We start from the raw sequence: 25,552 nt of genomic DNA on the forward strand, positions 1-25,552 counted from the left end.
AATAAACACTCCTTCAGGCGGCTGCACCGGAACGTCGGAACATCCGCCAGGACTGCCGTCGACGGGTCGCTGCGCCGCCGCGTACGGGTCTGGCTGACAGGTATCCCAGGGGGGTCAGGGTACGAACAGACGCGGTAACCGCGGCAGGTCGGGAACCTGCCGCGGGCCGCGTCGCTGCCGTGGGTCACGTGCCTGCGCACGGGACCCGTTCCGCCGAGGTCAGTCCGCCGTGGTCTCCCACCCGTAGTCCGGCAGCTTGAAGAAGTCGTCCCCGTTGACCCGGTCGGCGCTGCCCGTGGCCAGGCCCGTCATCAGGGACTCCACTCCGGTACGTACGGACTGGACGAACATGCCGCGCTGCCGCTGTCCCAAGTCGTCCTGCTGTCCGCGGACTTCGAAGAGGACTGTGCCGGTTCCGTTGAGCGCGAAAGCGGAGCGGCCCTGGCCGGCGTATTCGCGCGCGTCGGGGTGGAGATAGCGGCCGGTCGCGGCGAGCCTCGACTGCTCGCCGTATGCGTCGGCGATGCCATTGGCCACCGTGAGCGCATAGCGGCGGGACTTGTCCTGGTCCAGCTTCGGCCACTGCTTCTTGTACTTGGCCCCGTCGTTCACGCCGAGCGGCGGATAGTCCAGCGAGACCGTGATCAGCTTGCCGTCCTGAGGGCCGCCCGTGATCCGCTCGCAGGGACCCATGTGGTGCAGATCGATGAACGCGTCGACAGATCCCTTCTCATTGCGCATCTTCACATACGTGTCACGGATCGCGCGCGACTCGGGGGAAAGGAAGAAGCCGGCGTCGGTCTGGTTGCCGGGGAGGTCGGAGGCCTGCGGGACGTAGTTCAGATCCGGGTTGAAGTCCCGGTTGAGGTCATAGCCGGGCTGGTCGATGCCGTCACCCCTGAGGCTGTGGTACCAGGCGCGCGGCGCCCCGGCCAGCTGGGGGAACTGCGCGACGGTCTGGTCCCAGGAGCGTACGTTGATACGACGGTTGAGCTCGCCGCCGTCTGGGTTCACCATCGGCATGGCAACCAAAGTGACTTTGCTGAGGAGTTCGGCGGCCTTCGGTCCAGAGTCCGAACCGAGCTCCTTGAGGATGCCGATGAGGGCCTCCGTGCCCGTGCGCTCGTTGCCGTGAATGGCGCTGGTCACCATCAGGACGCGGGGGCCGGTGCCCACTCGCGCGGCCCACAGTTCGCGGCCCTGGATGGTGCGCCCTGCGACCTCGACCTGCACCCGGCCCTTGCTGGTCTCCTCGATCTGCCTCAGTGTGGCGCCGAGTTGATTGTGGTCGGTCCAGCCGGACCAGGACGGATCGTCGGAGATCTTGCAGTTGCCCGGCTCGCCTTCGGCGGCCGTGGCGGTGGCGGCGGCCGGTGAGGTGACCAGTACGGAGCCGAGGGCGACGGAGGCCGCGGCGGTGGCAACGGCTGTGCGTAGCGCTCGCGAACGGGTGTTCCGCGGGTAGGTGCGCATGGGGCGGGCTCCTCACGACGTTACGGGCGGGACTGGCGTGGGGGGCGTTTCCGGATCATGCTCACCCGAGGGTCAAGGAAAGGTCAATGGGGCGTACATGAATGCCCATGTCGGCGAACGGCCCCGAGGGCCGGGCATGCACCCTCGTCTGCTACCGCGACTTCCCCAATTGAGATGTAATGCCATCGTGGTCTGGGCGGTGTGTCGGTGCGGCTGGAGTTGCCCGCACCGACGGTGTCCGGGCGCGTCATGTCCGCCGAACATGCCCGGCTCCCCGGGAACCAACGCCCCAAACCGAGCGGGTCCCGTCGCTTCAGAAGCAGTTCTGCGCGCCGTCGAGCCGCTGCGGGGCGTTCTGGGTGCCTGCCGGGCGGTACCAAAGGCGCGGAGTGATGCAGAAGGGACCGTAGTACGGTGGTCTTTCGAAGTTGTGCATCACTCGCTGCCCCGGATAGAGGGTCCGGTAGACATAGGCATCCGTGTAGCCGGGGCTGCCCTCGTGCCAGTAGCCGATTGCCACGATCTCAACGGCCGGACCCGCGTACTTGTCGTACCAGATGTCGGTGAAACCCCACTCGCCTGTGCCATTGGGCCACCGGGAGTTGGAACACAGGAGGCCGTTCCCGAGGTCCCGGCAGTTGATTCCGGCCGCACTCGCCGGCGTCACACCCGTGGTTGCCTGGGCCACGGAGAATACCGCCACCAAGGCCATCAGGACGGCGAGACGTTCTCGCCAGCCTTCGAAGACGCGCAACATGCTTGACCTTCCCTTCACTTCTCGGATAACAGTGCTGGTACGGCCCGGGGCCGTACGGAGCGGGCGGGTTCGCCAGGGCCCCTTGCCCCTTACGCCGGGCATAGGCCCGCGCAGCGCTGCGGCGCTCGGGGTCGAAGGCGTCGGTGACGCCCGCGCCCACGGGCCCTGGTTCGTCGTTCCACCGGCGGATCTTGTCGGCGACGCCCCTCAGCCGGGGGTGACCGGCCCTGAGTGTGAGTTCGAATGCACGTCACTGGGAGTAGATCCGGTCGGCGGGGCCGATGTTGCAGGCGGCCTTCTGCCGGTACCGGCCGTTGAGCCACTGCTGGATTTCCCGGACCTTCTTGGTGCCACCTGCGACTACGACGTGGGCGTCCATGTTCAGGACGCTTAGGTGCTGCCTCCGTAGCCGTCCAGACACATCAGGGTCGCCTGGTTCTGGAACGCCACGACTTCCTGGGCAGACGCCTGAGCCGCTGGAGCCTCCGCGACGCTCAACGAGAACACTCCCGTGATCAGCGCGGCGGTGATTCCTGCCGCGCGACGGAGCAGACTACTCAGGACACCTTCTCCGCTCTTGCCGAACTTCATCTGCGATCCTCCGTGGGTCCATCAGGCGCCACCACCGGCCGTGCGGGGGGACCGGATTCGAGTAGGGCGCCGGAATCGCCGCCCTCCCAACGCCGCGCTTCCCCGGTCGAGGGCAGGCGTGTGACGCGTCGAGTCTTCCGTGCGGGAACCGCTCACCGAAAGGCAATTTTGATGTGTACTCGGCGAAGATTGATAGCGTTCCAGGCATGAAAGACGTCGAGGTACTCGCCGCTGGACGATGCATGGCCGCATCCTTACTTGCCTCATCGATACGGAATGTCACCACCGATTACGCGACAGAGCCGTTGACCGTACAGACCCCGAGTATTCGCCGACGGCACGATCAAGGCCGACCTGACCGTGGTGGCCGGCTCGGGCAGCGGCGAGCCGGCCGACGTGGCCGGCAATGGCAGTTTCGTCATGCACATGGGCCAGTCGGCCCATGGACTCTCGACTACGAGATGTGATCAGAGCCTGCCGGATCCGGCCGGCACACGCCCCGGATCCGGCAGGCTCCGCACCGCGGCAGGCACCAGCCGACGCACCGGGCGATGCCGCAGCCCGCCCGCGCGACCGCTCCACCAGCCCCCGTCCAACCGCTCCGGCTGGACCGGCTACGACGGTGAACTCGCCATCGCTCAGGGCACATTGATCTGCCTGGAAGCCGACACCGCCCGGACGCTGCGAGCCGCCGGTGCGGCTGTGGACAGGCGCTGAGGTCGATGTGCTGGAGCGCCATGCGCGGGGAGTGAGCCTCACCGCCGGGCGGGGCCCTGGCCGAACGGGCGGGACGGATCGAGCGTGAGCTGCGGGCCGCGGGCAACGAACTCGCCGACTTCGCAGGCCTGCGTGCGGGCACCCTCCGCACCGCCACCTTCCCCACGGTGAGCGCCTCGCTGCTCCCCGCGGCCGTCATGGCCTTCCGGGAGGCACACCCCGACGTACGTCTGACAGCGCGCAGCGCCCGACTCGCCGGCCTCTGGCCACTGCCGCCTTCTGAACCCAGACCACCTACTCGCGTCGCCCCGTGGCACGCCCTGAGAGGGGGTACCCCCTCCAGATTGGGGATAGGGGGGTGCCCAAGACGAGGCTGCCGCGGTGTACGGGAGTTGGGGACCTTGGAACCCGCTCATCGCAGCCGACCGCCCGGCGCGGTCGGTCCGGGTGCCGCCACAGAGGGGAATGTCGTCATGAGCAAGTTCGCGCGGGGCGGGGGCAGGGGGAAGCGCACCGCCGCCGCCGGCCTCGTCATCTCCGGCATGGTGATCAGCGCCTCGATGCCGCCGGTCACCGCCCAAGCCGCCGTTCCGGCCTTCCCGGACAACATCACGATCTTCCCGGACCGGGACTTCGTCTCCATCGACGGATTCTCCGAGCACGCGGGAGAGCAGGTGACCGTCGAGGTGCGGCGCCCCGGCGACGGTGTCGTCGGCTCGGCCACCGGCACGATGGCCGCGGCGGCCTCGATCGCGGCGGGCAACCCGGCCATCGAGATCAATCACCCGGGCGGCCTGTGCTGGGGCGCGGGCGGCGGTCCCCAGGTGACCCCGGACATCCGGGCCGGGGACGTGGTGTCGGTCAAGTTCGGCGGCACCGTGGCCGCCGACGCCACGACCTTCGATCTCGGTGTCACCGGCGGTACCCTGACCACACCGACCACCCTGGTGATCCAGGGGCGGCTCGGGTCCCAGGTCGATCCGACGTTCCTGGAACAGCGGATCGTCGAACCGGCCCTGCGCGACACCGTGGTGGCACGGCGCGACGTGCGGGCGGCGCCCGGCCCGCTCACGAACGCGCCGAAGGGCGGCTACGCGTCCGGACTGCAGGTGGCCGACGGCAAGTTCACAGCGACCTACGAGTTCCTCGACGCGGACACGGCCGCCACGGCCGCTGACGGTCTGTACATGGCGACGAGCTGGCAGGACCAGGACCCCGACGGCAACACCCAGGGCGTGACGATCTCGGAGTTCGGCGAGGTGGGCGGGCCCGGGATGGGCGGCTGCCCGCCCGGTCCGTCGCAGCAGGGGCCGGCCTCGCCGGCCAACGTCGAGGTGCACGACCAGGGCGACTCGACGTCCGTGAGCTGGACCCCGCCGCAGCCCGTCCCCGGAGCCGCGCGGGTCCTCGGATACACCGTGCGAGCCGTCGACCAGCTCAGCAGGAACAGTGTGCAGAGCGAGGTCGGGGTCCGCGTCAACAATCCGGACGCGACCACGGCGACCCTGCCGGGCTCCGTCAACGGCAAGCGCGTGGAGGTCAGGTCCTTCAGCGAGACCGGCGAGTCCTGGCCGCCCGCGCTGCAGGGCAACACCCCGTCGGGCGACACGGCGCCGCCGACCGTGACCGCGAAGCCCGCCGGCGGCTTCTACACGGACGACACGCAGGTCACCCTCAGCGCCGACGAGACCGGCTCGGAGATCTACTACACGCTCGACGGCTCCGACCCGCTGGAGGCGGGCACCGCCGGGCCTGCGGCCACGCTGTACACCGGGCCGATCGGGCTGAAGGCGTCCGACGGGCCGAAGACCCTGCGGTACGTGGCCTTCGACCCGGCCGGCAACGCCTCGCAGGCCAGGATGGAGAAGTACACGTTCGGGTCGACCAGGGCGCCGAGCGCCCCTCAGGGGGTCACCGTCCAGGGCTCCGACGCGAGCGCGACGGTCCGCTGGACGGCGCCCGCGGACCCGGGCACGTCGCCCCTCACGGGCTACGAGATCACCGCGACGCCCGCCTCGGGGACGCCGGTCACGGCCACGGCCGGACCCAGCGTGTCCAGCCTGCTCCTCACCGGGCTGACGAACGACACGGTGTACACCGTGACGGTCGTCGCCGTGAACGCGGTGGGCCGGGGCGCGGCGTCGACGCCGGCCGACGTCACCCCGAAGGTGCCCGCGGTCGACAAGATCGTGATCACCCTCGCCAAGTGGAAGTCCGGCGACCTCAGGCTCGACGGGACCGGATCCGTTCCCGGCGCGTCGCTGACGTTCCGCTCCGGGTCGTCGACCGGTCCCGTCTTCGCCACCGACGTGATCGTGCAGCCGGCCGCGGCGGGCGCGGTCAACGGCACCTGGAGCCTGCGCCTGAGGACCGGCAGTGCCGCGACGAGGAACCCGTCCCCCGTCTACATCTCGTCCGACAAGGGCGGAACCCTGGGACCGGTGACCGTGCCGAACAGCTAGGGCCTGTTGCGCAAGTCCCGTCTGCCCGGCGGCGGCGAGGGACTTTCGCAACAGCGCCGACCGGCCGACCGGTGCCCCGGCAGGCGGTGTTCGTCTCCTCAACGAACCCGCCGACCGACCGGGGAGCCGGCCCGGACAGGGCAGCCGTAAGAGCCCCCAGTTCACCGGCCGTCCTGTTTCCTCCGGGCAGCCGGTGGACCCCCCTCCACCGGCTGCCCGCTCCTTGCCTTCCCGCCTGGTCGCCTCTCCTCAGCGGTGCTTTCAGGAACACCGCGGGCCCCCACGGCCGGGGAGCACGACCGGCGTACAGCCCGTCCACCCACACGGGCATCGCTGCCGGTGGGTCATGTGCGGCGCCGCACATGACCCACCGCGTACGGACCAGCGCCGAGCAGTACCGACCAGCACCGAGAGAAGAACACGGGCATCCGCGACTCCAGGGGGAGAGCAGGGCCCGAGTGCCGCTTCGGCGGCCCACCATGGGGGTGAGCACGCACATGCACGAAAGCACGCTGTCCAGACGTGATTTGATGAAGTTCGGCGTCCTCGCGTCGGCAGCTCTGGCGCTGCCACTCGAACGCGTCGCGCGCGCCAAGACCGCTTCCGACCGGATCGCGGTCAGCAAGTTCCCGAAGCCGTTCACCGTGCCGTTCGCGGTACCGCCCGAGGCGGTTCCGACCAAGCGGTCGAGCACCACCGACTACTACACCGTCAGCATGCGCAGCGCGGCGACAGAGATCCTGCCCGGCATGAAGACCGAGACCTGGTCGTACAACGGGACGTTCGGCGGCCCGACGATCCGGGCCACGCGGGGCCGGCCGGCCGTCGTACGGCAGATCAACGAACTCCCCTCGGTGCACCCCCGATTGGGGTACGAGTCGTGGACCTCGGTGCACCTGCACGGATCGGGATCGCTTCCGGAGTACGACGGCTACGCCAGCGACATCACACGGCCGGGCCAGTACAAGGACTACCAGTACCCGAACTTCCAGGACGCCCGGACGCTCTGGTACCACGACCACGGCGCCCACCACACGGCCGAGAACGCGTACATAGGCCTCGCCGCGTTGTACACGATGCACGACGAGCTGGAGCAGTCGCTGCCCATCCCGAAGGGCCGGTACGACGTGCCGCTGCTCATCCGCGACGCCATGTTCGACCGCGACGGGCAGTTGCTGTACGACGACGAGGGACACTCCGGACTCTTCGGTGATGTGATCCTGGTCAACGGCCGGCCCTGGCCCGTGATGAAGGTGGAGCGGCGCAAGTACCGCTTCCGGATCCTGAACTGCGCGATCTCACGGGGCTTCAAGTTCGCGCTCAGCACCGGCGACCCGTTCGTCTTCATCGGGACGGACGCCGGGCTGATGCCGCAGCCCCGTTCGGCGACCAGCTACCGGCACGGCATGGCCGAACGGTACGAGGTCATCATCGACTTCGCCAGGTACAAGATCGGCCAGCGGGTGGTCCTGAAGAACCTGAGCGTGCCGAACGTCGAGGACTTCGACACCACCGGTGACGTGATGGCCTTCGACGTCGTCAGCGACCCCACCGACCTGTCGGGCAACGCGATCCCGGACCTGCTGAACCCGAACGCGCCCGCGATGGACCTCACCGCGGCGATGGCGAAGAGGACCCGGACGTTCGAGTTCGTCCGCAAGGACGGAACCTGGACCATCAACGGCAAGACCTGGGCCGACGTCATCGCCTCCGACTACGAGTACGTCTGGGCCGACCCGGGACTCGGGGACGTCGAGGTCTGGGAGTTCGTCAACAAGTCCGGCGGCTGGTGGCACCCGGTCCACGTGCACCTGGTCGACTTCAAGGTGCTGGACCGCAACGGCAAGGCACCCAGCCCCTGGGAGCTCGGCGGCAAGGACGTCGTGTACGTCGGTGAGAACGAGACGGTGCGCGTGGCGGTCAGGTTCGGCCCGCACACCGGGCGTTACATGATCCACTGCCACAACCTCGTGCACGAGGACCACGACATGATGGCGCAGTTCCGCGTGGGACCGCCCAGCACCGAGCACCACCCGGTCTACGCCGACCCGGCGAAGACCGAGCCCGCCCCCGAGCTGGGAGGCGACGATGACACCCTCGCCTGAGGCGTCGCCGGCCGAAGGGGCGGTGCCGGTGGGCCGTACGGGCCTCGTGGGTGGCCTTCGCACCACGCACGTCGCGTCGCTGCTGTGCGTGGCCGCGGCAGCCGGGGACCTGGTCGCCTTCCAGCAGCGCGTGGCGCACGGCCTGGCCGGGGCCCTGCCCTTCCTGCTGGCCGCCGTCGTCCAGCTCGTCGCGGCGCGGCAGGTGTGGGTCTCGCGGGGCACGGCCGCGGCGCTCTCCGCGGTCCTCGTGCTCGGTCTGCTGATCGGTTCGTACGTGGTGGCCGTCAGTACCGGCGTGACCCTGGGACAGCAGAACCGCCCGGTCGAGGCCGACCCGCCGCTGACGGCCGCGCTGTGCGCGCGGCTCGCCGCACTGCTGGTGCTCGTACGGTGCCTGTCCGGTCGCGCCCGGTCCCGGGCGGTCAACGGACTCCTCGTCATCGGAACGGTCCTGTGGACACTCGGACTGACCGGCCTGCTCGGGTGAGCCCGACCCGGCGGCCCGCGGTACGGCACCTCGCCGCACCGCGGGCCGCCGTGCGCCGGGCCGTCGCGTGCGTGGTGGTGGCCGCGGCCTGCGTGGTCGGCAGCCTCCTCCTGGAGCGCGTACGGGTGGAGTCGGCCAGCATGGAGCCGACGCTCCGTGCCGGCGACCACCTGCTCGTCGACGAACACGCCTACTGGAGCGGAACGCCCCGGCGCGGAGACCTCGTGGTCTTCGACCACGGCGGCTCGCGGCTGGTCAAGCGGGTCGTCGCGGTGGCCGGTGACACCGTCGGGATCGAGGACGGGGTCCTCATGGTCGACGGCCGTCCCGTCACGGAACCGGCGATCGACCGGCGGACCCTCGACGGCCTGTACTACGGGCCCGCGCACGTGCCGCACGGCACCGTCTTCGTCCTGGGCGACAACCGCCGGCACTCCGTCGACTCCCGGCAGTTCGGCCCGGTGCCCGTCGGGGAGGTGAGGGGACGGGTGCTGCTGCGCTGGTGGCCGCGTCCGGGGGCGCCGTGAGCGTGATCCGCGGACCGCCATGCGGGCGGCACGGCACGCGGGGCCGCCGCCCTCGCCGTCGGTCGCATGCCGCCCGCCGCCGGCCGCACACCGGGAGCGACCCGCCCGGCGGCTCAGGCCCGCGGCGCCACCGCCACGATCGCGTCGAGCACCGCGTCGATCCCGGCGTCCTTGTGCAGCACCATGGAGGCCCCGGCGTCGAGGGCCGCCTGTTCCAGCCGTCCGCCGACCGCGGACGTCAGCACCACGACTCGGGTGCCGGGCCGCAGGACCAGCAGCCGCCGGGTCGCTTCGGCGCCGTTCAGCACCGGCATGGCGAGATCCATGAGCACCACGTCCGGCGCGAGCCGCAGTGCCGCCGCGACGGCCTCCGCCCCGTCGCACGCCACGCCCACCACGTCGACGAGTGCGCTTGCGCCCAGGATGGTGGCCAGGGTGTCCCGCACAAGCTGGTGGTCGTCCACGACGAGCAGGCGAATCGGCATGGTTCAACGGTGCCTGGTCCCGGGCGTCACAGCCATCCCCAAACCAGAGGGTTCGACCACCCGGAAAAAGCACCATTCCTGCACAACTAATGGGCCTTTCCTCACATGCCGTGGTTCCATGTCTCCTGCGGACCGGCAGCGGTGGCGGTCCGCCCGGTGGGGGGGACATGGGGGAGCACAGGGGTTCGTCGGGGACGCGCGTGCTGATCGTCGACGACCATCGGACGTTTGCCGAGCTGCTGGCCTTCGCGCTCGGATCACAGCCGGACTTCGACTGCGCGGGATGCGCGGCGACCGGGTCGGCGGCGGTCGAACTGACCGCGCGGGAACGCCCGGACATGGTGGTGATGGACATCTCGCTCGGCAGGGAGAGCGGACTGGACGTCACCCGGCGGGTCCGGGAAGCCGCGCCGAGCGCGATCGTCGTCATCGTCTCGGCGCACCGCGACCCGGATTGGGTGGTGCGGGCCGCCCAGGCGGGCGCGAGCGCGTTCGTGCCCAAGTCCGGATCGCTGGAGGAGATGCTGACCGTCCTGCGGGAGGTGCGGCAGGGGTCGATGCTGGTGTCGGCGTCGATGTTCGGCGACGCCGGCCGGCCCCAGGTCACCGACGAGCCCGGCGCGGCCAGTCTCACCGCCCGGGAGTCCGAGGTGCTCGGCCTGATGGGCAAGGGCCTGGCGCCGGCTGCGATCGCCAGGCTGCTGGGGATCAGCGTCAACACCTGCCGCGGCTACGTGAAGGCGATCCACCTCAAACTCGGGGTGCGCTCGCAGTTGGAGGCCGTCGTGAAGGCGCAACGGCTCGGCCTCGTCGAGGCGGGTACCGATGGCTGACCGGACGGGCGGCGGCTCCACGGCGGACACGGGGGGCAGCAGAACCGTCCGGCGGGCGCTGGTCGCCATGGTGCTCATCGGAGTGGGTGCCTTCGCGGTCGTCGGGGCGGGCACCGTGGTGGCCGCCGACTCGATCGCGGAGAAGACCGCGCTCGCCGAGGCGGCCCGCTCCGCGCAGCTCATGGGCAACGTGATCTTCAGACCGGCCATGCCGGCGCTCCTCCGCGGGGACGTCGCCGCGCGCACGCGACTGGACGAGGCCGTCAAGGCCCGGCAGGGCGAGGCCGGCGTCGTCCGGGTGAAGGTGTGGAACCGACAGGGCGAGGTCCTGTACTCCAACGACCACCACGCCATCGGGATGTCCTTCCCGAACGACGACGTACGCAGGACCATCGACAGGCGGGCGAGCTGGGCCAACCTGTCCGACCTGTCCGACGAGGAGAACCTCACCGAAGCCCACGGCGGCCGCCGCCTCGTGGAGGTCTACGTCCCGCTCGACCTGGACTCCGGTGAACGGCTGGCACTCGAGGTGTACTCCACCGACGCCCGCGTCGCCACAGCGCGGACGGAGCTGATGCACACCCTCGTGCCCTTCTCCATCGTGGCGCTGCTGCTTCTGCTTGTGGCTCAACTACCGGTGTCAGTCCACCTGTTGCGCCGCGTCAGCAAGGCGGACGCGGAACGCAGCCGACTGCTGAGCAAAGCCCTGACCGCCTCCGAACGGGAGCGGCGCGCGATCGCCCGCGACCTGCACGACGGAGTCGTGCAGGAACTCGCCGGGGCCGGATACGCCCTGTCGGCCGTCCGCGGCGCACTGCCCCCGGCAACCGGCGCCACGGCCGACGGCATGCTCGACAAGGTCGGTGAGGTCCTGCGCGGCGCCGTCGGTTCACTGCGCACGATGATGGTGGACATCTATCCGCCGGACCTGACCGAGGACGGTCTGCCGCAGGCGGTCGAACTGCTCGCCGAACGTCTGCGCAGGGAGGGCCTCATCGTCACCACGACCGTCGAGCTCCGCGCCGCGCTCGGGCCCGACCTCGCCGCTCTCGTCTACCGCTGCACGCGGGAGTGCGTCACGAACGTCCTCAAGCACGCCGAGGCACGGCACGCCTGGATCGAGGTAACCGGCGGCGGAGAACGGCTGCTGGTGCGGGTGGCGGACGACGGGAAGGGCCCTGGAGACGCACTCGGCAAGGCCGGCCACCTCGGCCTGCAGCTCATCCGGGACACGGTCACCGAACTGGGCGGCGGGATGAGGTCAACGAACGCCCCGACGGCGGCACCGAGGTCCGTACCGTGCTGCCGCTGCGCACCTGACCGTTCCTGGAAACTGAGCGGGAGTGAGTCCTGGTGCCAGGACTCGTGCTCAACAGCGTGCCCCGAACGGTTGTGGGCACTCCCCCAGCTTCGCCGGGGATACCCCCAGGGCACCCGCTTTCGCTCCGCGTCCGGCGCCGGCGGATCGTGTCCGCGGTCCGGGGCTGCGGGGGCGGGGTCCCTCACGCCCCGGGGTGCCCGGTCGGGCCTGGACGGTCCGATGCCCCACACGATCGCTCCGACCGCCACCCCGGACGGGCCGGGCGCCAGAAGGGCGCCGCCACCTCGCGCAGCCCGCCCATGCCCCGTCCCCCGATGCCGGAGAAGCCCGTCACCGCGCCCAACGACCGGCCCCGGTCAAAGGTCGCGCATTCGACACCAGAACTCCCGTCGCCCTGCCACGCACTGCCGTCCCGTGCCGCGCACCGTCACCGCGACGCTCACTCACGCACACCAGCACACGCTCAACCAGTGTCAACCGGCAGCGGTTCACACCCCCCTCGTTTTGAGGGGGTCGCACCCCCAAAGGCGAGGCTGCCGCAGGCGGCTGCGGGGACCCACCCTGGACACGCTGCATCTCAAGGGCACCCGGGGGGAAACGGATGCGCCGCATCATCACCATGCTCTGCCTTGTTCTCTGCCTGGCGGCCGCGTCCGCCGGGCCCGCCTCCGCGCACACCGGCGTGCGGTCGAGCGATCCGGCCGCCGGCGAGGTGCTGCCCGGCCTGCCCGCCCAGGCGGCGCTGACGTTCCGGCAGCCGGTTACCGCGCGGGAGAACGCGGTGCGCGTGTTCGACGACCACATGCGCCGAGTGGACCTCGGCGGCCACCCCGACGACCGTCCCGACCCCGTCGTCCGGACCGCCCTGCCCGGCGGCCTGCACCCGGGCACGTACACCGTGGCCTGGCAGGTGACGTCGGCCGACGGACATCCCGTGGCAGGCGCCTTTCGTTTCTCCATCCACCAAACCAGCCGGGTCGTCGGCGTCGTCCCGCCGCTCGGCGGTTCCGGCAGCGTGTGGGCGAGCCGCCTCCTCGGCGTGTCGCGCGCCGTCGGCTATGCCGGACTCGCGATCGGCCCCGGCGTGCTGCTGGTCGTACTGTGGCTGTGGCCCGCCGGGCTGCGTGACCGCGGCACCCGGGGCCTGGTGTGGGCGGGACTCGGCCTGCTGGCCGCCGGCACCCTCACGGTCCTGGCCGTCCACGCCGTCTGGGCCGACGGCCGGCCGCTGTCGGACGCCTGGTCCGGCTCCGGCGCCCATCAGCACGCGGCGCTCGCCGACTACGCCTACGCCGTACGCTTCTACGCCCTTCTCGCCCTGGGCGCCGCGACCGTGCTCGCGACCCTTGCGGCCGGCACGTCGAGCAGGCGGGCCAGGGCGGCGGCCCTCGTGGCGACCACGGCGGCCGTGGTCCTGTGGGGCACGTGGCCGGTGACCGGCCACTCCGTCGACGGGCGGTACGCATTCCTCGCCCTGGCCGCCGACTTCGCCCATCTCGCCGCGATGACCGTGTGGCTGGGCGGACTCGCGCTCGCCGTGGCGGTTCTGGCAAGGCCGGGAGCCGTCAGCGCGCTGGCCTCCGTGCTGCCCCGGTTCTCCCGGCTCGCGTTCGCCGGCGTGACCGTGCTCGTCGTGACAGGCACCTTCCAGGCGTGGCGTGAAGTTGGCACCGTCGGCGCCCTCTTCGACACCCGGTTCGGCCGGCTGCTGCTCCTGAAGTCGGCCGGCGTGGCCGTGGTCGTCGCGCTCGGCGGCGTCGCCCGGCGCTGGCTGCGCCGGCACACGGCGGTCCCGGCACCGACTCCCTTTTTCTGCAAACCCCTTGGCGGGACCGGGGCGACAGCGACACTGGTCGCGTCGGCGCCTCCCGTGCTGCCGGACACGGCGCACGTACGCACCCTCCGGCGCGGCCTGATGACGGAACTTTTCGTCGGGGTCCTCGTCCTGAGCGTCACGGCGGCCATGGTCGTCACCAATCCGCCCGCGTGAGGCAACGCTTCACCGTGCCGCACACCGGCCGTCCCCGCCAAGCGGGTGCGGCCCCGGAACACCCGGCGTCACGACGCAGTCCGCCGCCGACGCTGTACAGAGCCTTCCCGCGCCGGATTCAGGCCGGCCGCTCCCACGATTCCTGTCGTCCGTCACCAGCGTGCACGGACGCCGAGAGAGGAATCACCTATGACGTTTCTCCGGCGGCCGACCCGGATGGCCGCGGCCCTGCTGACCGCGGGCCTGCTCATGGTGACGGCGGCCCCCGCCTGGGCGCATGTGCATGTGCACTCCGAGGACGAGGTGGAGCCGGGCGCGAAGGACGTGCGGATGACGTTCCACGTGCCCAACGAGAAGGACGACGCGCGCACCGTCGGTGTGTGGATCGAGGCACCGAAGGGCGTGCGGGGGATGCGCGCGGAGCAGGTGAAGGGGTGGACCGCGCAGCAGCAGGCACCCGGCGGCGGGAGCGGCACCGTCGGCTGGTCCGGCGGCGCGATCAGCGGCGGGGACGGGGCCGACTTCGTCGTGCACATCGACCGCGTCCCCGCCGGCGTGGACGCGCTGACCTTCGTCGCCAAGCAGCAGTACGACGACGGCGAGGTCATCTCCTGGAACCAGCCGGCCGACGAGGGCAAGCCCGAACCGGAGTACCCCGCACCGGTGTTGAGTCTCGCCGGAGCGGCCCACGCGGAGTCGGCGCCCCACGCCGGGGAGAGCCTGGGATTCGCGCGGACGGCGGCGATCGTCTGCGGTGTGGTGGTCCTCCTGGCAGTCGCGGGGCTGCCGACGCTGCGCTCCATAGCGCGACGCCGGAGCGCCGTGTCCCGCTGAGCCGTTCCCCGTACGGGGTCGCAGCGCCCGCCCCCGCGCGGCGGCCCCGGGCGCGAGAGTGGGCCGTCACCCGGCTGAGCGAGGTCGGCACGGAAGACCCCGCGGGGATGCGAACCCTGCTCGTCACTTCGCGCGCGTAAGCCGGGCACGGAAGACCGCTCCCTCGCCGGGATCACCCCCGACGGTGAGCGAGCCGCCGTGCCGCAGCACCACATCCCGGGCGATGGCCAGTCCGAGACCGGCACCGCCTGCATCGCGGCTTCGGGCCTCGTCCAGGCGGACGAACCGCTCGAAGACCCGCTCCCGGTCCTCCGGGGCGACCCCGGGACCGTCGTCGCCGACGGTGAGGACGACGTCGTCGCCCTCGACGGCCACGGTCACCCCCACTGCGCCCTCCGCGTGCCGTTGGGCATTGTCCAGGAGGTTGGCGAGGACCCGGGCAAGTTGCGTCCTGCTGCCGGTCACCGCGAGCGACTCGCCCTCCAGCGTCACGGCGGGGACGAACCGGTCCGTCGCCGCCCGCGCGGCCACCTCCTCCCGGACCAGGTCCGCGAGGTCGACGCGCGCGCCGACCGGACTCTCCCCGGCGTCCAGCCGGGCGAGAAGCAGCAGATCGGTGGCCAGGTGCTGCAGGCGCACGACGTCCTGGACAAGGCCGTGGGTGTCCAGCAGCTCCGGGTGCGCGTCGGCGACCTCCAGTTGGGTGCGCAAGTTGGCGATGGGGCTGCGCAGTTCATGGGAGGCGTCGGCGATGAAGCGGTGCTGCCGCTCGACCGACCTCTGCAGGGCGGCCAGCGTCTGGTTGGTGGTGCGGGCCAGCCGGGCGATCTCGTCCCCCGACCGGGGCTCCGGAACCCTACGGGACAGGTGGCCGCTCCCGGTGATCTCCGCCATCTCAGCGCGGATGCCCTCCACCGGCCTCAGTGCGTGCCGGGTGACCAGCCAGGTCACGGCCGCCACGACGGCGAGCAGGAACGGCAGGCCGGTCAGCAGCGACTTCGTGACCTGGTCCAGGGTGGCCTGCTCCTCCTCCAGGGAGATCCCCGCGTAAACGGTGTAGGTGCGGCCGTCGTAGGTGGTGCCCTGTACGGCGGCGAAGCTGTAGTCGTGGGTCGCGCCGGCCACGGTAGCCCGGATCGTACGCCGCTGCACGTCAGTGCCGACCTTGCCGCGCGGGGGGCTGCCGGTGGCTCCGCCCTTGCCACTGTCCTCGCTGCTGCCACCGCTCCCGGAGTGGTTGTCCTCGCCGCCGCCGTGGTCGTCACCGGTCGGTTCCTTGGTCTTCCCATCCGACGTGGCGGGGCCATCGTCGCTCCCGCCGCTGCCGCCGTGGTCGTCACCGCCCCCGCCTCGGCGCCCGTGGTCGTCCACGGGGCCCACGGTGCGGGCGATCCCGGTGCCGGCGGGGACGTACACGGCGGCGAGCACGCTACCTGGAACGCCCGCACCGCTGTTCGCGTGCGCGGCCGTGCCGGTCGCGCCTGCCGTCCCGGACACCGATGGGGAAGGCCGTACGAATGCCGCTCCGGACCCCGATGGTGACGGCGCTGCGGACGCTGGTGCCGTGGAGGTCGAGGGCGCGGTGGACACGGGCGCGGCGGAGCTGTCCGCGGCCGGGGCGTAGTCGGCGACGGGGGCACGGCCCGCAAGGGCGGCACCGGCGCCCAGCACGTGCCCGGCCGAGTCGACGACCTGGACCACGCGCCCGTCCTCGGGCAGGTCGAGCCGGTCGAACCGGCCGTTCAGCGCGTCCTGGGAACCGGCCACCGTCCGGGCGGTGACCTCGGCCTCCAGGCCGGCCCGTCCGGCGAGGTTGTGCTGGAGCACCGCGACCACGCCGAAGCCCGCCACGACCAGCGCGAGACAGACCACCACGGTGGCCGCGAGCGCCGCGCGCGCCCGGACCGACGCCAGCGGCCTAGACATCGCGTCCCCCTTCGGCCTCCAGGCGGTATCCCGCGCCGCGCACGGTCTTGATGGAGCGGCGTCCGAAGGGCACATCGATCTTGCGGCGGAGCGCGCTCACGTAGACCTCGACGATGTTCGGGTCGCCGTCGTAGGCGAAGTCCCAGACGTGCGCGAGGATGTCGGCCTTCGAGACCACCTCACCGGCATGCCGCGCGAGGTGCTCCAGTACCGCGAACTCCTTGGTGGTCAGGGGGACCTCCTCCCCGTCACGGGTCACGCGCCGGGCTCCGGGATCGAGGCTCAGGCTGCCGACGCGCAGGACCGTGGAGCCGGTGCGGGTGCGGCGGCGCAGCAGGGCGCGTATGCGGGCCTGGAGGACCACGTAGGAGAACGGTTTCGTCAGGTAGTCGTCCGCCCCGGTGTCCAGTCCCTCCGCCTCGTCGTATTCGCCGTCCTTGGCGGTCAGCATCAAGATGGGGGTGTCGTCGCCGTCCTCCCGGAGCGAGGCGCAGACCCGGTAGCCGTTCATGCCGGGGAGCATGATGTCGAGGACGATCAGGTCGTACTCCTGCTCACGGGCCAAGTGCAGCCCGTCGACGCCGTCATGGGCCACGTCCACGGCGAAGCCCTCGGCGGCCAGCCCTCGCGCGAGGGCTGCGGCGAGGCGTCGCTCGTCCTCGACTATCAGCAGGCGCATGCCCACAGAGTGTCAGAACCTTCCTGAAGACACGTTCAGGTTGCTTCAGCCTGGCTTCAGGACGCGTGGCGCACGGTGGTTCTCGTCCGGTGAACGCGCCGGACGGACTCCGCGCACCGGCCGCGGAGCGAACGAAGGGACACGTCATGAGCATCTCCCGGCTCACCGGCCGCCGTCGTACCGTGGCAGCCGTGCTCGTCACCGCGGCCGTGATCGGCGCAGGCGCCGTCACCGCCACGGCCGTCACGTCACCGCCGGGTCACCGGGCCCCCGGCCCGGCCGCCCCGTCGGCGCACCACCACCGGCCCGGCTCGGACGACCGGAGCGCGGACGACCACAGCCGTCACTCCGGCGCGGACCACGGTGCCCGCACCGGCCGGGACACCTCCCGTACCGCACCGGCGACCCAGGGCATGCCGGGTACCACCGTGGAGGACCGGCCGCACGCCGACGACCACCCGACCGCGCATCACGGCCGCTCCGGCGACCGTAGTCCCGAGTCCCGGCACCACGCCGACGACCCCGCGGGCGACGACCACGGCGGTCTGCGGGGTCACGATGCGGTCAATCCGGCGGGCGACGACCGTGGCGGTGCGCGCGGTCACGGTGCGGACGACCCCTCCGATGACGACCAGCACCACGGGCGCGGCTCGCACGACGGCCGGGACGACCGCCACGGCGGCTCGCACGGCGGCCACGACGACCGCTGACGGCTCCGGACCACGAAGTCGACAGGCCGACAGATCGACAAGGTCTGGCCGTCGAGAGACCGGCTAGGCCGGCAACCAGGCAAGATCTGCAGGTCAGTTGCCCTGAGGACCGGCAGGCCGGCTGACCGGCGAACGGACAGACCGGCAGACGAGGGATCGACCGAGGCGGGCCGAGGACCCGCGTGTCACCACCGTTGCAGCGACGGGCCGCGGCCGGTGGCCTGGGCGAGCAGGTCCAGGCCCTTGGGCCTGGACGGCGCATGAACGCCTTCTGCACGCTGGTGCAGTGCACGGCGATGCCGGCTGCTTTCTCGGCCAGCGGACGGCCGACCTCAGGGCTTGTCGGGCTTCACCTTCGTGTCGACGCCGTTCACCCGGACGGTGACGTTGCCCCGGTTGCGGGCCCGGTCGGCCACGATTCTGTAGGACGTGACCTTCCCGTCGCGCCACGCACAGCTGACCTCGTAGCCGCCGCGGGCGCGGAGCCCGGTGAAGGAACCCTTGGCCTTCCACCCGTCCGGCAGGGCGGGCAGCAGGTGGATGGTGCCGTCGTGGCTCTGCAGGAGCATCTCCGCCACGGCGCCCGAGATGCCGAAGTTGCCGTCCATCTGGAAGGGCGGGTGGTTGCAGAACATGTTCGGCAGCGTGTTGTAAGTCAGCAGTCCACGCAGCATGATCTGGGCGCGATGCCCGTCACCGAGGCGGGCGAAGAGGGCCGCCCGCCAGGGCCAGGTCCACGAGCGGCGGCTGTCGCCCGATACCGTCGCGGCCGTGAACGGGACGCCTTCCTTCTCTCCGCACCGTGCCTTGAGCGACACGAGGGCGGCGGCCGCGAAACCGGGCGTCTTCGGGGTGATCTGGCGGCCGGGGTAGACCGCGAAGAGGTGCGAGGTGTGGCGGTGGATGTCGGTGGGGCTGTCGATGTCCTCCTGCCACTCCTGCAATTGACCCCACCGGCCGATCTTGTTCGGCGCGAGGCGCGCCTGCATGTTCGCGACCTTGGCCCGGTAGTCGGCATCCGCCTCGAGCGCCGCCTCGCAGTCGAGGTAGTTCTGGAACAGGTCCCAGATGATCTGCTGGTCGTAGATGACGCCGTCTTCGCGTGGCCCGTGCTCGGGGGACCAGCCGTTCGGCGAGACGAGGAGTCCGTCCTCGCGCTCCTTGAGACGGTCCTCCCAGAACTCGCAGATCTCCTTGATCATCGGGTAGGCGACTTTGCGGAGGTAGACCAGGTCCTGGGTGAACGCCCAGTGCTCGTACAGGTGCTGGGCGTACCAGGCGCTCGCAACGGTGTTCCACTCCCATGCGTTGCCGCCGAAGATGCTCTGGCTGGTGCGGGCGGTCCAACCCCGCGTGTCCTTGCCGAAGGCGTTGCGGGTCGCCACACGGCTGGGCACCGCCACCTGCTTGATGAATCCGACGAGCGCCTCGTGGCACTCCGGCAGGTTCGTCGTCTCGGCTCCCCAGTAGTTCATCTGGACATTGATGTTGGTGTGGTAGTCGGAGGCCCACGCCGGCGTGTTGCTGTCGTTCCAGAGACCCTGGAGGTTGGCGGGCAGGCCCTCGGGGCGCGAGGAACTGATCAGCAGGTATCGGCTGAAGTCGAACATCGTCTGCTCGAGGGTAGGGTCCTCCCCGCCCGCCGCGTAACGCGCCAGCCGAGCGTTGGTCGGCAAGGCGACGACAGCGTCGTCGGAGGTGCCCCAGTCGACGGAGACGCGGTTCATGAACGCCCGTATCTCGGCGGTGTGCTCGTCGCGCATCTCGTCGTAGGAGCGGACGGCCGCCTTGTCGAGCGCCGCGGCGACGGCCGGCTCCGGATCGGCTCCGCGCCATCCGGCGGCGGCGTCGAGTTTGTAGTCGGTGCGCGCGTCGAGGAGCAGGGTCAGGGTCGTGCAGTCGGTGAACCGGAGCACCGCCCCGTCGGCGCTGAAGTCGCCGTCGGTGTGTACGACCTGGAGGGTGCACGCGTGCTTGAGGCCGTTGCCCATGACACCGCTGAAGGCGATCCGCCGGGCGGCGGCGTCGACGGTCGTCGGGGCCTCCTGCTGTCCTGACGTCAGGGAGATCGCTCCGAAGAGTCCCCGGTCGCTGTCCGACGTGTATCGGAAGACCATGACGTCCGCGGACCGGCTCGCGAAGGCCTCCCGCAGAACGCGCCGCCCCGGCGCGCCGAAGCGGGTGAGATGAACACCCTCGAAGAAGTCCAGGGCGCGCTGGTAGTCGACGAACGTGCGCTGCATGCGCGTGTCGAACCCCTTGCCCTCCAGGGCGACCTCCGCGATCTGGAAGCCGGTGGACGACTCACCGGGGGTGAAGGTGAGCCGGTAGGTGCGGTACGCCGTGCTGTTGGTGATCCGGAAGGTCCGGGTGTCGCGTCGGCCGGCGAAGGGCGCGCCGGGGTTCTGCGTGTCGAGGGTCACCCAGGCTTGCCCGTCCTGCGATGCCTGGAGTTCCCATCGCCGGGGGTCGTCCTGCGGGCGGTCCGGGGCCGCCGTCAGCGTGTACGAGGTGACGGCGGCCGCGGTGGACAGGTCGGCCTGCCAGACGATCGCCGGTGCGACGGCGTCGACCCGCCAGACCGTGGCCGGATCGCGGTCCACCGAACTCGAGATGTCCGTGGCCTGGGGCCCGGTCCCGGAACCGGATCCCTCGGAGTGCCCGCTCGGCGACGACAGGTACATCGAACCGCCCCCGCCGAGGTCGACGCCGGACAGACCGATCTCGCTCACCTGGAAGTGGCTGACCCCTGCTTCAGGGACGAAGTCGAACCGGTAGAAGCGGTAGGCCGCGGTATCGGCACAGGTGAATTCCTTCGTCTGGAAACGGCTCTCGAAGGGCGTCGCCAGAGTGCGGCTGTCCAGCGTCGTCCACGTGGCGCCGTCGGACGAACCGGAGAACGTCCACTCCTGCGGGTCGCGTTGGGGTACGTCATTGGCACTCGTCAGACGGTAGGACGCGACTTCGACGGGATCGGGGAGCTCGACCTGCCACTGCACCTTCGTGCCGGGCGCCTCGATGCACCACTTGGTGCTCGAGTTACCGTCGTACGTCTTGTCGACGCCCTCCGTCGAGGAGGTGCGGTACGGTCCCCCCGGGGCCGTGACCTTCGCACGGGGAGGACCGAAGGCGACGACGACATCACCGAAGTTCCGGTACGAGCCGAAGCCGGTCATGCCGGTGTCGAAAGCGCTGTCCGGCTGGCCGGCGAGGGCGTTGTCGTAGTTGTTGACACCACCCCACAGACTCTGCTCGTTGAACTGGATGCGCTCCTCGTAGGGGTTGGCGAAGAGCATGGCGCCGAGCCGGCCGTTGCCGATCGGCAGGGCCTGCGACTGCCAGTCCGTGGCAGGGATCGAGTACTTCAGCGCCTTGCGCGACAGGGCCGGCCACTGGACGAGCGTCGGCGCGGCGGTCCCGGCGGCAACGGCCCGTCCCACAGGGGTTCCCCCGGTCAGCTGAGTGATCAGCGGTGCGAGGGCGAGGGCACCACCGCACTTGAGGATGCTTCGTCTCTGCGGTTGGGGTTCATTGGTCACAGCGAGACCTCCCGGCCCATTGATCGGTTCATTCGCGGGGGGGTGGGGGCGACACATCGATGTAATTTGACGGCCAGGTCATCTTCAAGGGAGGACAGATCGGATGTCTAGAGGTGTGCGGCGCTGTCTCCGCTGATCGCCCTCCCGCGCAACGCACCGGAGGTGCCCTTCGAGCGCATCTGCCGGGAGAACCGCATCACGCAGCGGCATCGACTGACTCGGTCGATGCCACCATCGTCCGCGCTCATCAGCACGCCGCTGGAACCCGAACAGGGGGCTCCGCAACAGGGCGCTCGGTCGCTCGCGTGGCGGGCTGACCAGCAAGATCCGGCGCCAGCTCGGCGGCTGTGCACTCGCCGAGGGCCCGGACATGCCGCGGCAGGGAGTTCCGTTCGGGAAGGCGTGGATGGGAAGCGTTCCGCCATAGGACCCCGCGCTCGCGCACGGTAGTCACCCGGGCTGCACACGGCAGAGGACGGCGAGTTCGGCCATCCGTCGGGCATCGCCGCAGTGGCGACGCTTGAGCGCGAAGTCGTCGACGCCGAGCACGCGCGGCACCCGCAGCCAGGGCAGCGGTAATCGGGCCAGCAGTCGCTGCCCAGGAGCCGAGTCCTGCGGGACGCGATGCAGTACCCAGACCTTCGCCAGGGCCGCCCCGGCCTGGGCGATCGCCCTGTGCGCACTGCCCGGTGTCATGCCCCCGGCGATTCCCTCGCCGAGGGCGTGACATGCGCCACAGCGGGGCTAGAAAAGGCCCTTGTAGCCGGCCCAGCCGCTCGCGATCTTCGTACGTGAGCCGAAGGTGCCCTTGCCGGTGCCGTTCTGCCGGTAGAGGTTCCCCGCGGTGTCCCGGGCGACGATGTCGGCCCTGCCGTCGCCGGTGATGTCCCCTACGCCGGCGACCGCGTCGTACGATCCGCCCCAGTTGCCGGCGATCTTCACCCGGGACGTGAAGGTTCCCTTGCCGGTGCCGTTGAGACGGTAGAGGTTGTTGGCCTTGTCCTGGAGGAGGAGGTCGCCGATGCCGTCGCCGTTGAGGTCTCCGGCGCCGACGATCTTCTTGTAGCCCTTCCAGTTGTCGTAGAGCTTGACGCGGGAGGACAACTTGCCGGTGCTTGTGCTCTTGTAGAGGTAGACGGCACCCGTGGAGGCGTTGCGGGCGATCAGGTCGGGGCGGCCGTCCTTGGTCACGTCACCGGGCGCGGTCAGGACGTTGTACTGGCTCCAGCCGCCGCTGGCGAGGGTGGTGTACGACGTCGACGGCTTCAGCGCCGCCCCGCAGGCCGGCTTGTACAGGCGCAGGGCGCCGCTGCTCAGCCGGACCAGGACGTCGTTGCAGCGGTCGCCGCTGAGGTCGCCGAACGGCACGGCTCTGACTGAGGTCGACCAGCCACTCGCCGACACCTTCCCGGAGAGCTTCCCGGCCCCGTCCCCCTGGTGGAAGGTGAGCGATCCCGAGGAGTTCAGCGTCAGGAGGTCGCCGACACCGTCGGGCAGCGACGAGCCGCCGACATGGTCCCGCCACACCGCCGCGCCACCCGTCAGCAGGACCGTGCCGGACTGGACCAACGCCGCGCCCTGCCCGTCCGCCGGATCAGCCGTCAGCGTCCAGGTGTACGAACCGTTGGGAAGCAGTCCGCCTGTCGTGTCACGGCCGTTCCATGTCGTCGCGATCGAGTACGCGGCCGGTCCGCCACTGCGCGTGGCCACTACCCGGCCCGTGGCCTTGTGGCGTATCGCCACCTTCCAGGAGGCCGCCGGTTCGGACAGCCACCATTCGCCGCGCCAGGACAGCGGCGTCGCGTCCGTCTCCACCCGCGCGGTGACGTTCCGGTAGGGAGAGACCAGCGCCGCCTCGGGCCGCCCGGTGTTCAGGACGTGGACGGCCTGGTCCAGCGTGGAGTACGCGAGATCAGCATTGCGCGGGTCGAGCGCCACGAGCCCCGCGGCGTCGGTCGTCCACCGCTGGACGGCCGCCCCGGTCTGCAGGCCGTAGACATCCAGCCCCCGCTCGCCCTCAACGGCGACGACACCGTCGCCGAGGCGGGCCTGCCCGGTGGATTGAAGCGGGATGCTCTTCCTGGACTGGAGGTCGTAGACGCCTGCGATGTACGGAGCGTTGCTGACGTAGCACTTCCAGTACACCCACCGGCCGACAGCCTGCAGATCGACCACGGTGGAGCACCCGGTGCTCACCGCGAAGGATGTCAGCGGGGTCCCGGTGCGCGCGTCCTTGGCGGTCACCGTGCCGCCCGGGGCCGAGAACCACACAGTGGTCCCCCAGATCGCACCCGTCTGGTACGGCTCCTTGTGCAGGAACTTGCCGGAGTCGATGTCGACGACCCGGAGTTCCCGGGCGCCGCCCGCACGTCCCCCCTCGACCAGCACCAGGTTCTCGGACGCCCCCACGATCCTGATCTGGGCCTCGAAAGTGTTGAAGGAATCCGGGAGGCCCGTTTCGACGGGGGTGCCAGGAAACGTCTCGCCCTTGCCCACGACGAACAGCCTGGGCCGGCTGACGCCGTCCACGCTCACTGCCCCGCGGTACACGGTCCGGCCGTCCCCGGTGGGATACAGCGTGCCGTACGGGGCCGGCGGGCTGCCGACCCGCACACGCTCGCCGTATCCCGGCGCGGCTTCGGTGAGCAGGCGCTCGTACGCGAAGGTGGCTTGGTCGCCGTACTCCACGGTCCTGACGGTGCCGTGATCCAGCGTCAGGCGCTGGAGCTGCATCGGGACCGGCGGGATGCGCAGCACACGAGTCGCGTACGGTACGCCGTCCGCCCCGGTGGTGATGTCCTGGTAGCCATAGTCGTCCGCGGACTGACCGCCGACGACCTGAAGGCCGCCGTCCGGCCGGACGGCGGCACGGTCCGCCACGGCGCGGGCGAGGAGCGTCCGCTCGCCGGAACCGTCGAAGGGGACGGCCACGACCCTCCAGACGGACGCCTGGTACTGCTTCCGACCGAGCGAGGAGTCATAGCGGCCCACGATCAGCGAGTCGCCGACGACGCCGAGAACCTTGGCGTCCTTGAGGCTGACCTGAACCTCGCGCACGGGGGTGTCGAACCGCCCCTGCTCATAGATCCGCACGCCGCCGGCGGCCCAGGGGGTGACCAGATGAAGAGCGGTCACCACGGAATTCCCGTACACCGTGCCGTACGGCAGGAACGTGGCCTCCGCGGTACGGAGATCGACCCAGGCGAACTGTCCGAGGTCCTCCCCGGGGACCTTCAGACTTGAGAGGAACCCATGGACGCCGGCCCGCCCGACACTGAGGCCGTAGGCCCCCTCCGGAAGACCCGTCACGCGACGGTCCACCGTGGTCCCGTTCTCGTTGCTCAGCAGATGAAACTCGGTCCACTTCCCGTCGGCACCTCCGCCCTGGGTCACCACGGTGGTCCCGATCGTTCTGCTGTACTTCTGCCCCGCGGGGACAGTGACGGTTGTGGTCTCGTCGGTGACCATGTTCCGCAGCAGGACATCGCCCGTGCCCCCGCTGGGCGGCAGCGCCACGACGTCCGATGCCGTTCCGTAGTACTCCACAGGGTCTTGCGGCTGCGTGCCCTCGAGCTTCCGGGTCGAGCCGTCCGCGCCCGTCCACTCCAGTCCGGAGGGACCGTTCGTGGTGGTGGCGGAGTGCAGGAACCCGGAAGGCCCGACGCTCACCACAGAGCCGGCGCCCGGTGTGACGCGCATGGTCGCGGCAATCGTGGTCTCGCTGAACGCCCCGGCATCGGCGGAAGCGGTCCAGGAGGCCGGACCGGCAGCCAGCGACAGAGATACGACCGCTGTGGCGGCGACAAGACTCGGACGTGCAGAGGCATGACGAGCCAACTAGACCCTCCCTATGTACCCGAGACGGGACGTGCACCGCTCTCCGGCGCGCCTGATCCCCCAACGCACCCGTCTCCCAAGTGGGCTGATCTTACAGTCACTTCACAGATCCTCGGAGAGCGTTTTCCGACCGTGTGTGGCGCCGGTCCGGACATGACGGAGCACCGTGACCCGAGGTGGGTCACGACATACCCAGTCACCTCGGCCAACGAGCCGTCACCCGTTGTGCTTCCAGCCGCTCAGCCGTGAGACACGAGGCGAAGGTTCGCTTTCGAGAAC

Annotated in this window: 19 protein-coding genes and 3 pseudogenes; 11 read left to right on the forward strand and 11 right to left on the reverse strand. The window is 70.7% G+C overall.

Going from position 1 to position 25,552, the window contains the following annotated elements; all coding sequences use genetic code 11:
• Positions 1-219 precede the first annotated feature (219 nt).
• From ACFY4A_RS15120 to ACFY4A_RS15135, 4 genes are all read right to left on the reverse strand, one after another.
• Entirely contained in the window at positions 220-1,473 is a 1,254-nt protein-coding gene (locus tag ACFY4A_RS15120; protein ID WP_390829879.1) for a M14 family zinc carboxypeptidase, read from the reverse strand.
• Positions 1,474-1,786: 313 nt separating this feature from the next.
• Positions 1,787-2,230 (reverse strand): hypothetical protein, encoded by a 444-nt coding sequence (locus tag ACFY4A_RS15125; protein WP_390829880.1) that lies wholly within the window; start codon positions 2,228-2,230, stop codon positions 1,787-1,789.
• A 250-nt stretch (positions 2,231-2,480) separates the two neighbouring features.
• The gene (locus tag ACFY4A_RS15130) at positions 2,481-2,609 is read right to left on the reverse strand and encodes a hypothetical protein (protein ID WP_390829881.1); all 129 of its coding nucleotides are present in this window, start codon (positions 2,607-2,609) and stop codon (positions 2,481-2,483) included.
• Between the two features lie 11 nt (positions 2,610-2,620).
• Positions 2,621-2,821 carry a hypothetical protein gene (locus tag ACFY4A_RS15135; protein WP_390829882.1) on the reverse strand — a complete coding sequence of 67 codons (201 nt, stop codon included), beginning with the start codon at positions 2,819-2,821 and terminating at the stop codon, positions 2,621-2,623.
• A 721-nt stretch (positions 2,822-3,542) separates the two neighbouring features.
• On the opposite strand from ACFY4A_RS15135, the pseudogene ACFY4A_RS15140 reads away from it, so the two are divergent.
• From ACFY4A_RS15140 to lepB, 5 genes and pseudogenes are all read left to right on the forward strand, one after another.
• Positions 3,543-3,810, forward strand: a pseudogene (locus tag ACFY4A_RS15140) (LysR family transcriptional regulator); the annotation flags it as partial.
• A gap of 201 nt (positions 3,811-4,011) precedes the next feature.
• The gene (locus ACFY4A_RS15145; protein WP_390829912.1) at positions 4,012-6,000 is read left to right on the forward strand and encodes a fibronectin type III domain-containing protein; all 1,989 of its coding nucleotides are present in this window, start codon (positions 4,012-4,014) and stop codon (positions 5,998-6,000) included.
• 497 nt (positions 6,001-6,497) lie between these two features.
• Positions 6,498-8,105, forward strand: a complete 1,608-nt coding sequence (locus tag ACFY4A_RS15150; RefSeq protein ID WP_390829883.1) for a multicopper oxidase family protein — start codon at positions 6,498-6,500, stop codon at positions 8,103-8,105.
• Positions 8,089-8,592: a hypothetical protein gene (locus tag ACFY4A_RS15155; protein WP_390829884.1), complete on the forward strand. Its 504-nt coding sequence runs from the start codon at positions 8,089-8,091 to the stop codon at positions 8,590-8,592. Before ACFY4A_RS15150 ends, ACFY4A_RS15155 begins: the two co-directional genes overlap by 17 nt.
• Entirely contained in the window at positions 8,589-9,119 is a 531-nt protein-coding gene (lepB, locus tag ACFY4A_RS15160; RefSeq protein WP_390829885.1) for a signal peptidase I, read from the forward strand. Before ACFY4A_RS15155 ends, lepB begins: the two co-directional genes overlap by 4 nt.
• A gap of 113 nt (positions 9,120-9,232) precedes the next feature.
• On the opposite strand, the gene ACFY4A_RS15165 is transcribed toward lepB, so the two are convergent.
• A complete protein-coding gene (locus ACFY4A_RS15165; protein ID WP_390829886.1) occupies positions 9,233-9,604 on the reverse strand; it encodes a response regulator transcription factor in 372 nt (123 codons plus the stop codon).
• A gap of 167 nt (positions 9,605-9,771) precedes the next feature.
• On the opposite strand from ACFY4A_RS15165, the gene ACFY4A_RS15170 reads away from it, so the two are divergent.
• A complete protein-coding gene (locus ACFY4A_RS15170; RefSeq protein WP_390829887.1) occupies positions 9,772-10,437 on the forward strand; it encodes a response regulator in 666 nt (221 codons plus the stop codon).
• A gap of 574 nt (positions 10,438-11,011) precedes the next feature.
• Positions 11,012-11,308 (forward strand): annotated as a pseudogene (locus ACFY4A_RS15175) (histidine kinase); the annotation flags it as partial.
• 18 nt (positions 11,309-11,326) lie between these two features.
• Here the strand turns inward: ACFY4A_RS15175 and ACFY4A_RS15180 are convergent.
• Positions 11,327-11,644 carry a hypothetical protein gene (locus ACFY4A_RS15180; RefSeq protein WP_390829888.1) on the reverse strand — a complete coding sequence of 106 codons (318 nt, stop codon included), beginning with the start codon at positions 11,642-11,644 and terminating at the stop codon, positions 11,327-11,329.
• Between the two features lie 715 nt (positions 11,645-12,359).
• On the opposite strand from ACFY4A_RS15180, the gene ACFY4A_RS15185 reads away from it, so the two are divergent.
• Together ACFY4A_RS15185 and ACFY4A_RS15190 are read left to right on the forward strand one after the other, a co-directional pair.
• Positions 12,360-13,748, forward strand: coding sequence for a copper resistance CopC/CopD family protein (locus tag ACFY4A_RS15185; RefSeq protein ID WP_390829889.1), 1,389 nt, complete (start codon positions 12,360-12,362; stop codon positions 13,746-13,748).
• Between the two features lie 189 nt (positions 13,749-13,937).
• The gene (locus tag ACFY4A_RS15190) at positions 13,938-14,582 is read left to right on the forward strand and encodes a DUF1775 domain-containing protein (RefSeq protein ID WP_390829890.1); all 645 of its coding nucleotides are present in this window, start codon (positions 13,938-13,940) and stop codon (positions 14,580-14,582) included.
• Between the two features lie 123 nt (positions 14,583-14,705).
• On the opposite strand, the gene ACFY4A_RS15195 is transcribed toward ACFY4A_RS15190, so the two are convergent.
• Together ACFY4A_RS15195 and ACFY4A_RS15200 are read right to left on the reverse strand one after the other, a co-directional pair.
• Positions 14,706-16,508: a sensor histidine kinase gene (locus ACFY4A_RS15195; protein WP_390829891.1), complete on the reverse strand. Its 1,803-nt coding sequence runs from the start codon at positions 16,506-16,508 to the stop codon at positions 14,706-14,708.
• Positions 16,501-17,187, reverse strand: a complete 687-nt coding sequence (locus ACFY4A_RS15200; RefSeq protein WP_390829892.1) for a response regulator transcription factor — start codon at positions 17,185-17,187, stop codon at positions 16,501-16,503. Before ACFY4A_RS15200 ends, ACFY4A_RS15195 begins: the two co-directional genes overlap by 8 nt.
• A 146-nt stretch (positions 17,188-17,333) precedes the next feature.
• On the opposite strand from ACFY4A_RS15200, the gene ACFY4A_RS15205 reads away from it, so the two are divergent.
• The gene (locus tag ACFY4A_RS15205) at positions 17,334-17,897 is read left to right on the forward strand and encodes a hypothetical protein (RefSeq protein WP_390829893.1); all 564 of its coding nucleotides are present in this window, start codon (positions 17,334-17,336) and stop codon (positions 17,895-17,897) included.
• 332 nt (positions 17,898-18,229) lie between these two features.
• On the opposite strand, the gene ACFY4A_RS15210 is transcribed toward ACFY4A_RS15205, so the two are convergent.
• Positions 18,230-21,337 (reverse strand): glycoside hydrolase N-terminal domain-containing protein, encoded by a 3,108-nt coding sequence (locus tag ACFY4A_RS15210; RefSeq protein ID WP_390829894.1) that lies wholly within the window; start codon positions 21,335-21,337, stop codon positions 18,230-18,232.
• A 320-nt stretch (positions 21,338-21,657) separates the two neighbouring features.
• On the opposite strand from ACFY4A_RS15210, the pseudogene ACFY4A_RS15215 reads away from it, so the two are divergent.
• Positions 21,658-21,794: pseudogene (locus ACFY4A_RS15215) on the forward strand (IS5/IS1182 family transposase); the annotation flags it as partial.
• A gap of 92 nt (positions 21,795-21,886) precedes the next feature.
• Here ACFY4A_RS15215 and ACFY4A_RS15220 read toward each other — a convergent pair.
• Complete coding sequence (locus ACFY4A_RS15220; RefSeq protein WP_390829914.1) at positions 21,887-22,132, reverse strand: hypothetical protein; 246 nt, start codon at positions 22,130-22,132, stop codon at positions 21,887-21,889.
• Between the two features lie 48 nt (positions 22,133-22,180).
• Positions 22,181-25,135, reverse strand: a complete 2,955-nt coding sequence (locus ACFY4A_RS15225) for an FG-GAP-like repeat-containing protein (RefSeq protein WP_390829895.1) — start codon at positions 25,133-25,135, stop codon at positions 22,181-22,183.
• Positions 25,136-25,552 lie beyond the last annotated feature (417 nt).

Origin of the sequence: Streptomyces sp. NPDC001292, from assembly GCF_042896465.1 — a bacterium.
Classification (GTDB): domain Bacteria; phylum Actinomycetota; class Actinomycetes; order Streptomycetales; family Streptomycetaceae; genus Streptomyces.

What these genes read in the sequence shown, in the direction of transcription:
- ACFY4A_RS15120 (WP_390829879.1), bottom strand. Translation starts at nt 1,473, where the DNA reads ATGCGCACCTACCCGCGGAACACCCGTTCGCGAGCGCTACGCACAGCC.
- ACFY4A_RS15125 (WP_390829880.1), bottom strand. Translation starts at nt 2,230, where the DNA reads ATGTTGCGCGTCTTCGAAGGCTGGCGAGAACGTCTCGCCGTCCTGATG.
- ACFY4A_RS15130 (WP_390829881.1), bottom strand. Translation starts at nt 2,609, where the DNA reads ATGGACGCCCACGTCGTAGTCGCAGGTGGCACCAAGAAGGTCCGGGAA.
- ACFY4A_RS15135 (WP_390829882.1), bottom strand. Translation starts at nt 2,821, where the DNA reads ATGAAGTTCGGCAAGAGCGGAGAAGGTGTCCTGAGTAGTCTGCTCCGT.
- ACFY4A_RS15145 (WP_390829912.1), top strand. Translation starts at nt 4,012, where the DNA reads ATGAGCAAGTTCGCGCGGGGCGGGGGCAGGGGGAAGCGCACCGCCGCC.
- ACFY4A_RS15150 (WP_390829883.1), top strand. Translation starts at nt 6,498, where the DNA reads ATGCACGAAAGCACGCTGTCCAGACGTGATTTGATGAAGTTCGGCGTC.
- ACFY4A_RS15155 (WP_390829884.1), top strand. Translation starts at nt 8,089, where the DNA reads ATGACACCCTCGCCTGAGGCGTCGCCGGCCGAAGGGGCGGTGCCGGTG.
- ACFY4A_RS15165 (WP_390829886.1), bottom strand. Translation starts at nt 9,604, where the DNA reads ATGCCGATTCGCCTGCTCGTCGTGGACGACCACCAGCTTGTGCGGGAC.
- ACFY4A_RS15170 (WP_390829887.1), top strand. Translation starts at nt 9,772, where the DNA reads ATGGGGGAGCACAGGGGTTCGTCGGGGACGCGCGTGCTGATCGTCGAC.
- ACFY4A_RS15185 (WP_390829889.1), top strand. Translation starts at nt 12,360, where the DNA reads ATGCGCCGCATCATCACCATGCTCTGCCTTGTTCTCTGCCTGGCGGCC.
- ACFY4A_RS15190 (WP_390829890.1), top strand. Translation starts at nt 13,938, where the DNA reads ATGACGTTTCTCCGGCGGCCGACCCGGATGGCCGCGGCCCTGCTGACC.
- ACFY4A_RS15195 (WP_390829891.1), bottom strand. Translation starts at nt 16,508, where the DNA reads ATGTCTAGGCCGCTGGCGTCGGTCCGGGCGCGCGCGGCGCTCGCGGCC.
- ACFY4A_RS15200 (WP_390829892.1), bottom strand. Translation starts at nt 17,187, where the DNA reads ATGCGCCTGCTGATAGTCGAGGACGAGCGACGCCTCGCCGCAGCCCTC.
- ACFY4A_RS15205 (WP_390829893.1), top strand. Translation starts at nt 17,334, where the DNA reads ATGAGCATCTCCCGGCTCACCGGCCGCCGTCGTACCGTGGCAGCCGTG.
- ACFY4A_RS15220 (WP_390829914.1), bottom strand. Translation starts at nt 22,132, where the DNA reads ATGACACCGGGCAGTGCGCACAGGGCGATCGCCCAGGCCGGGGCGGCC.
- ACFY4A_RS15225 (WP_390829895.1), bottom strand. Translation starts at nt 25,135, where the DNA reads ATGCGCGTCACACCGGGCGCCGGCTCTGTGGTGAGCGTCGGGCCTTCC.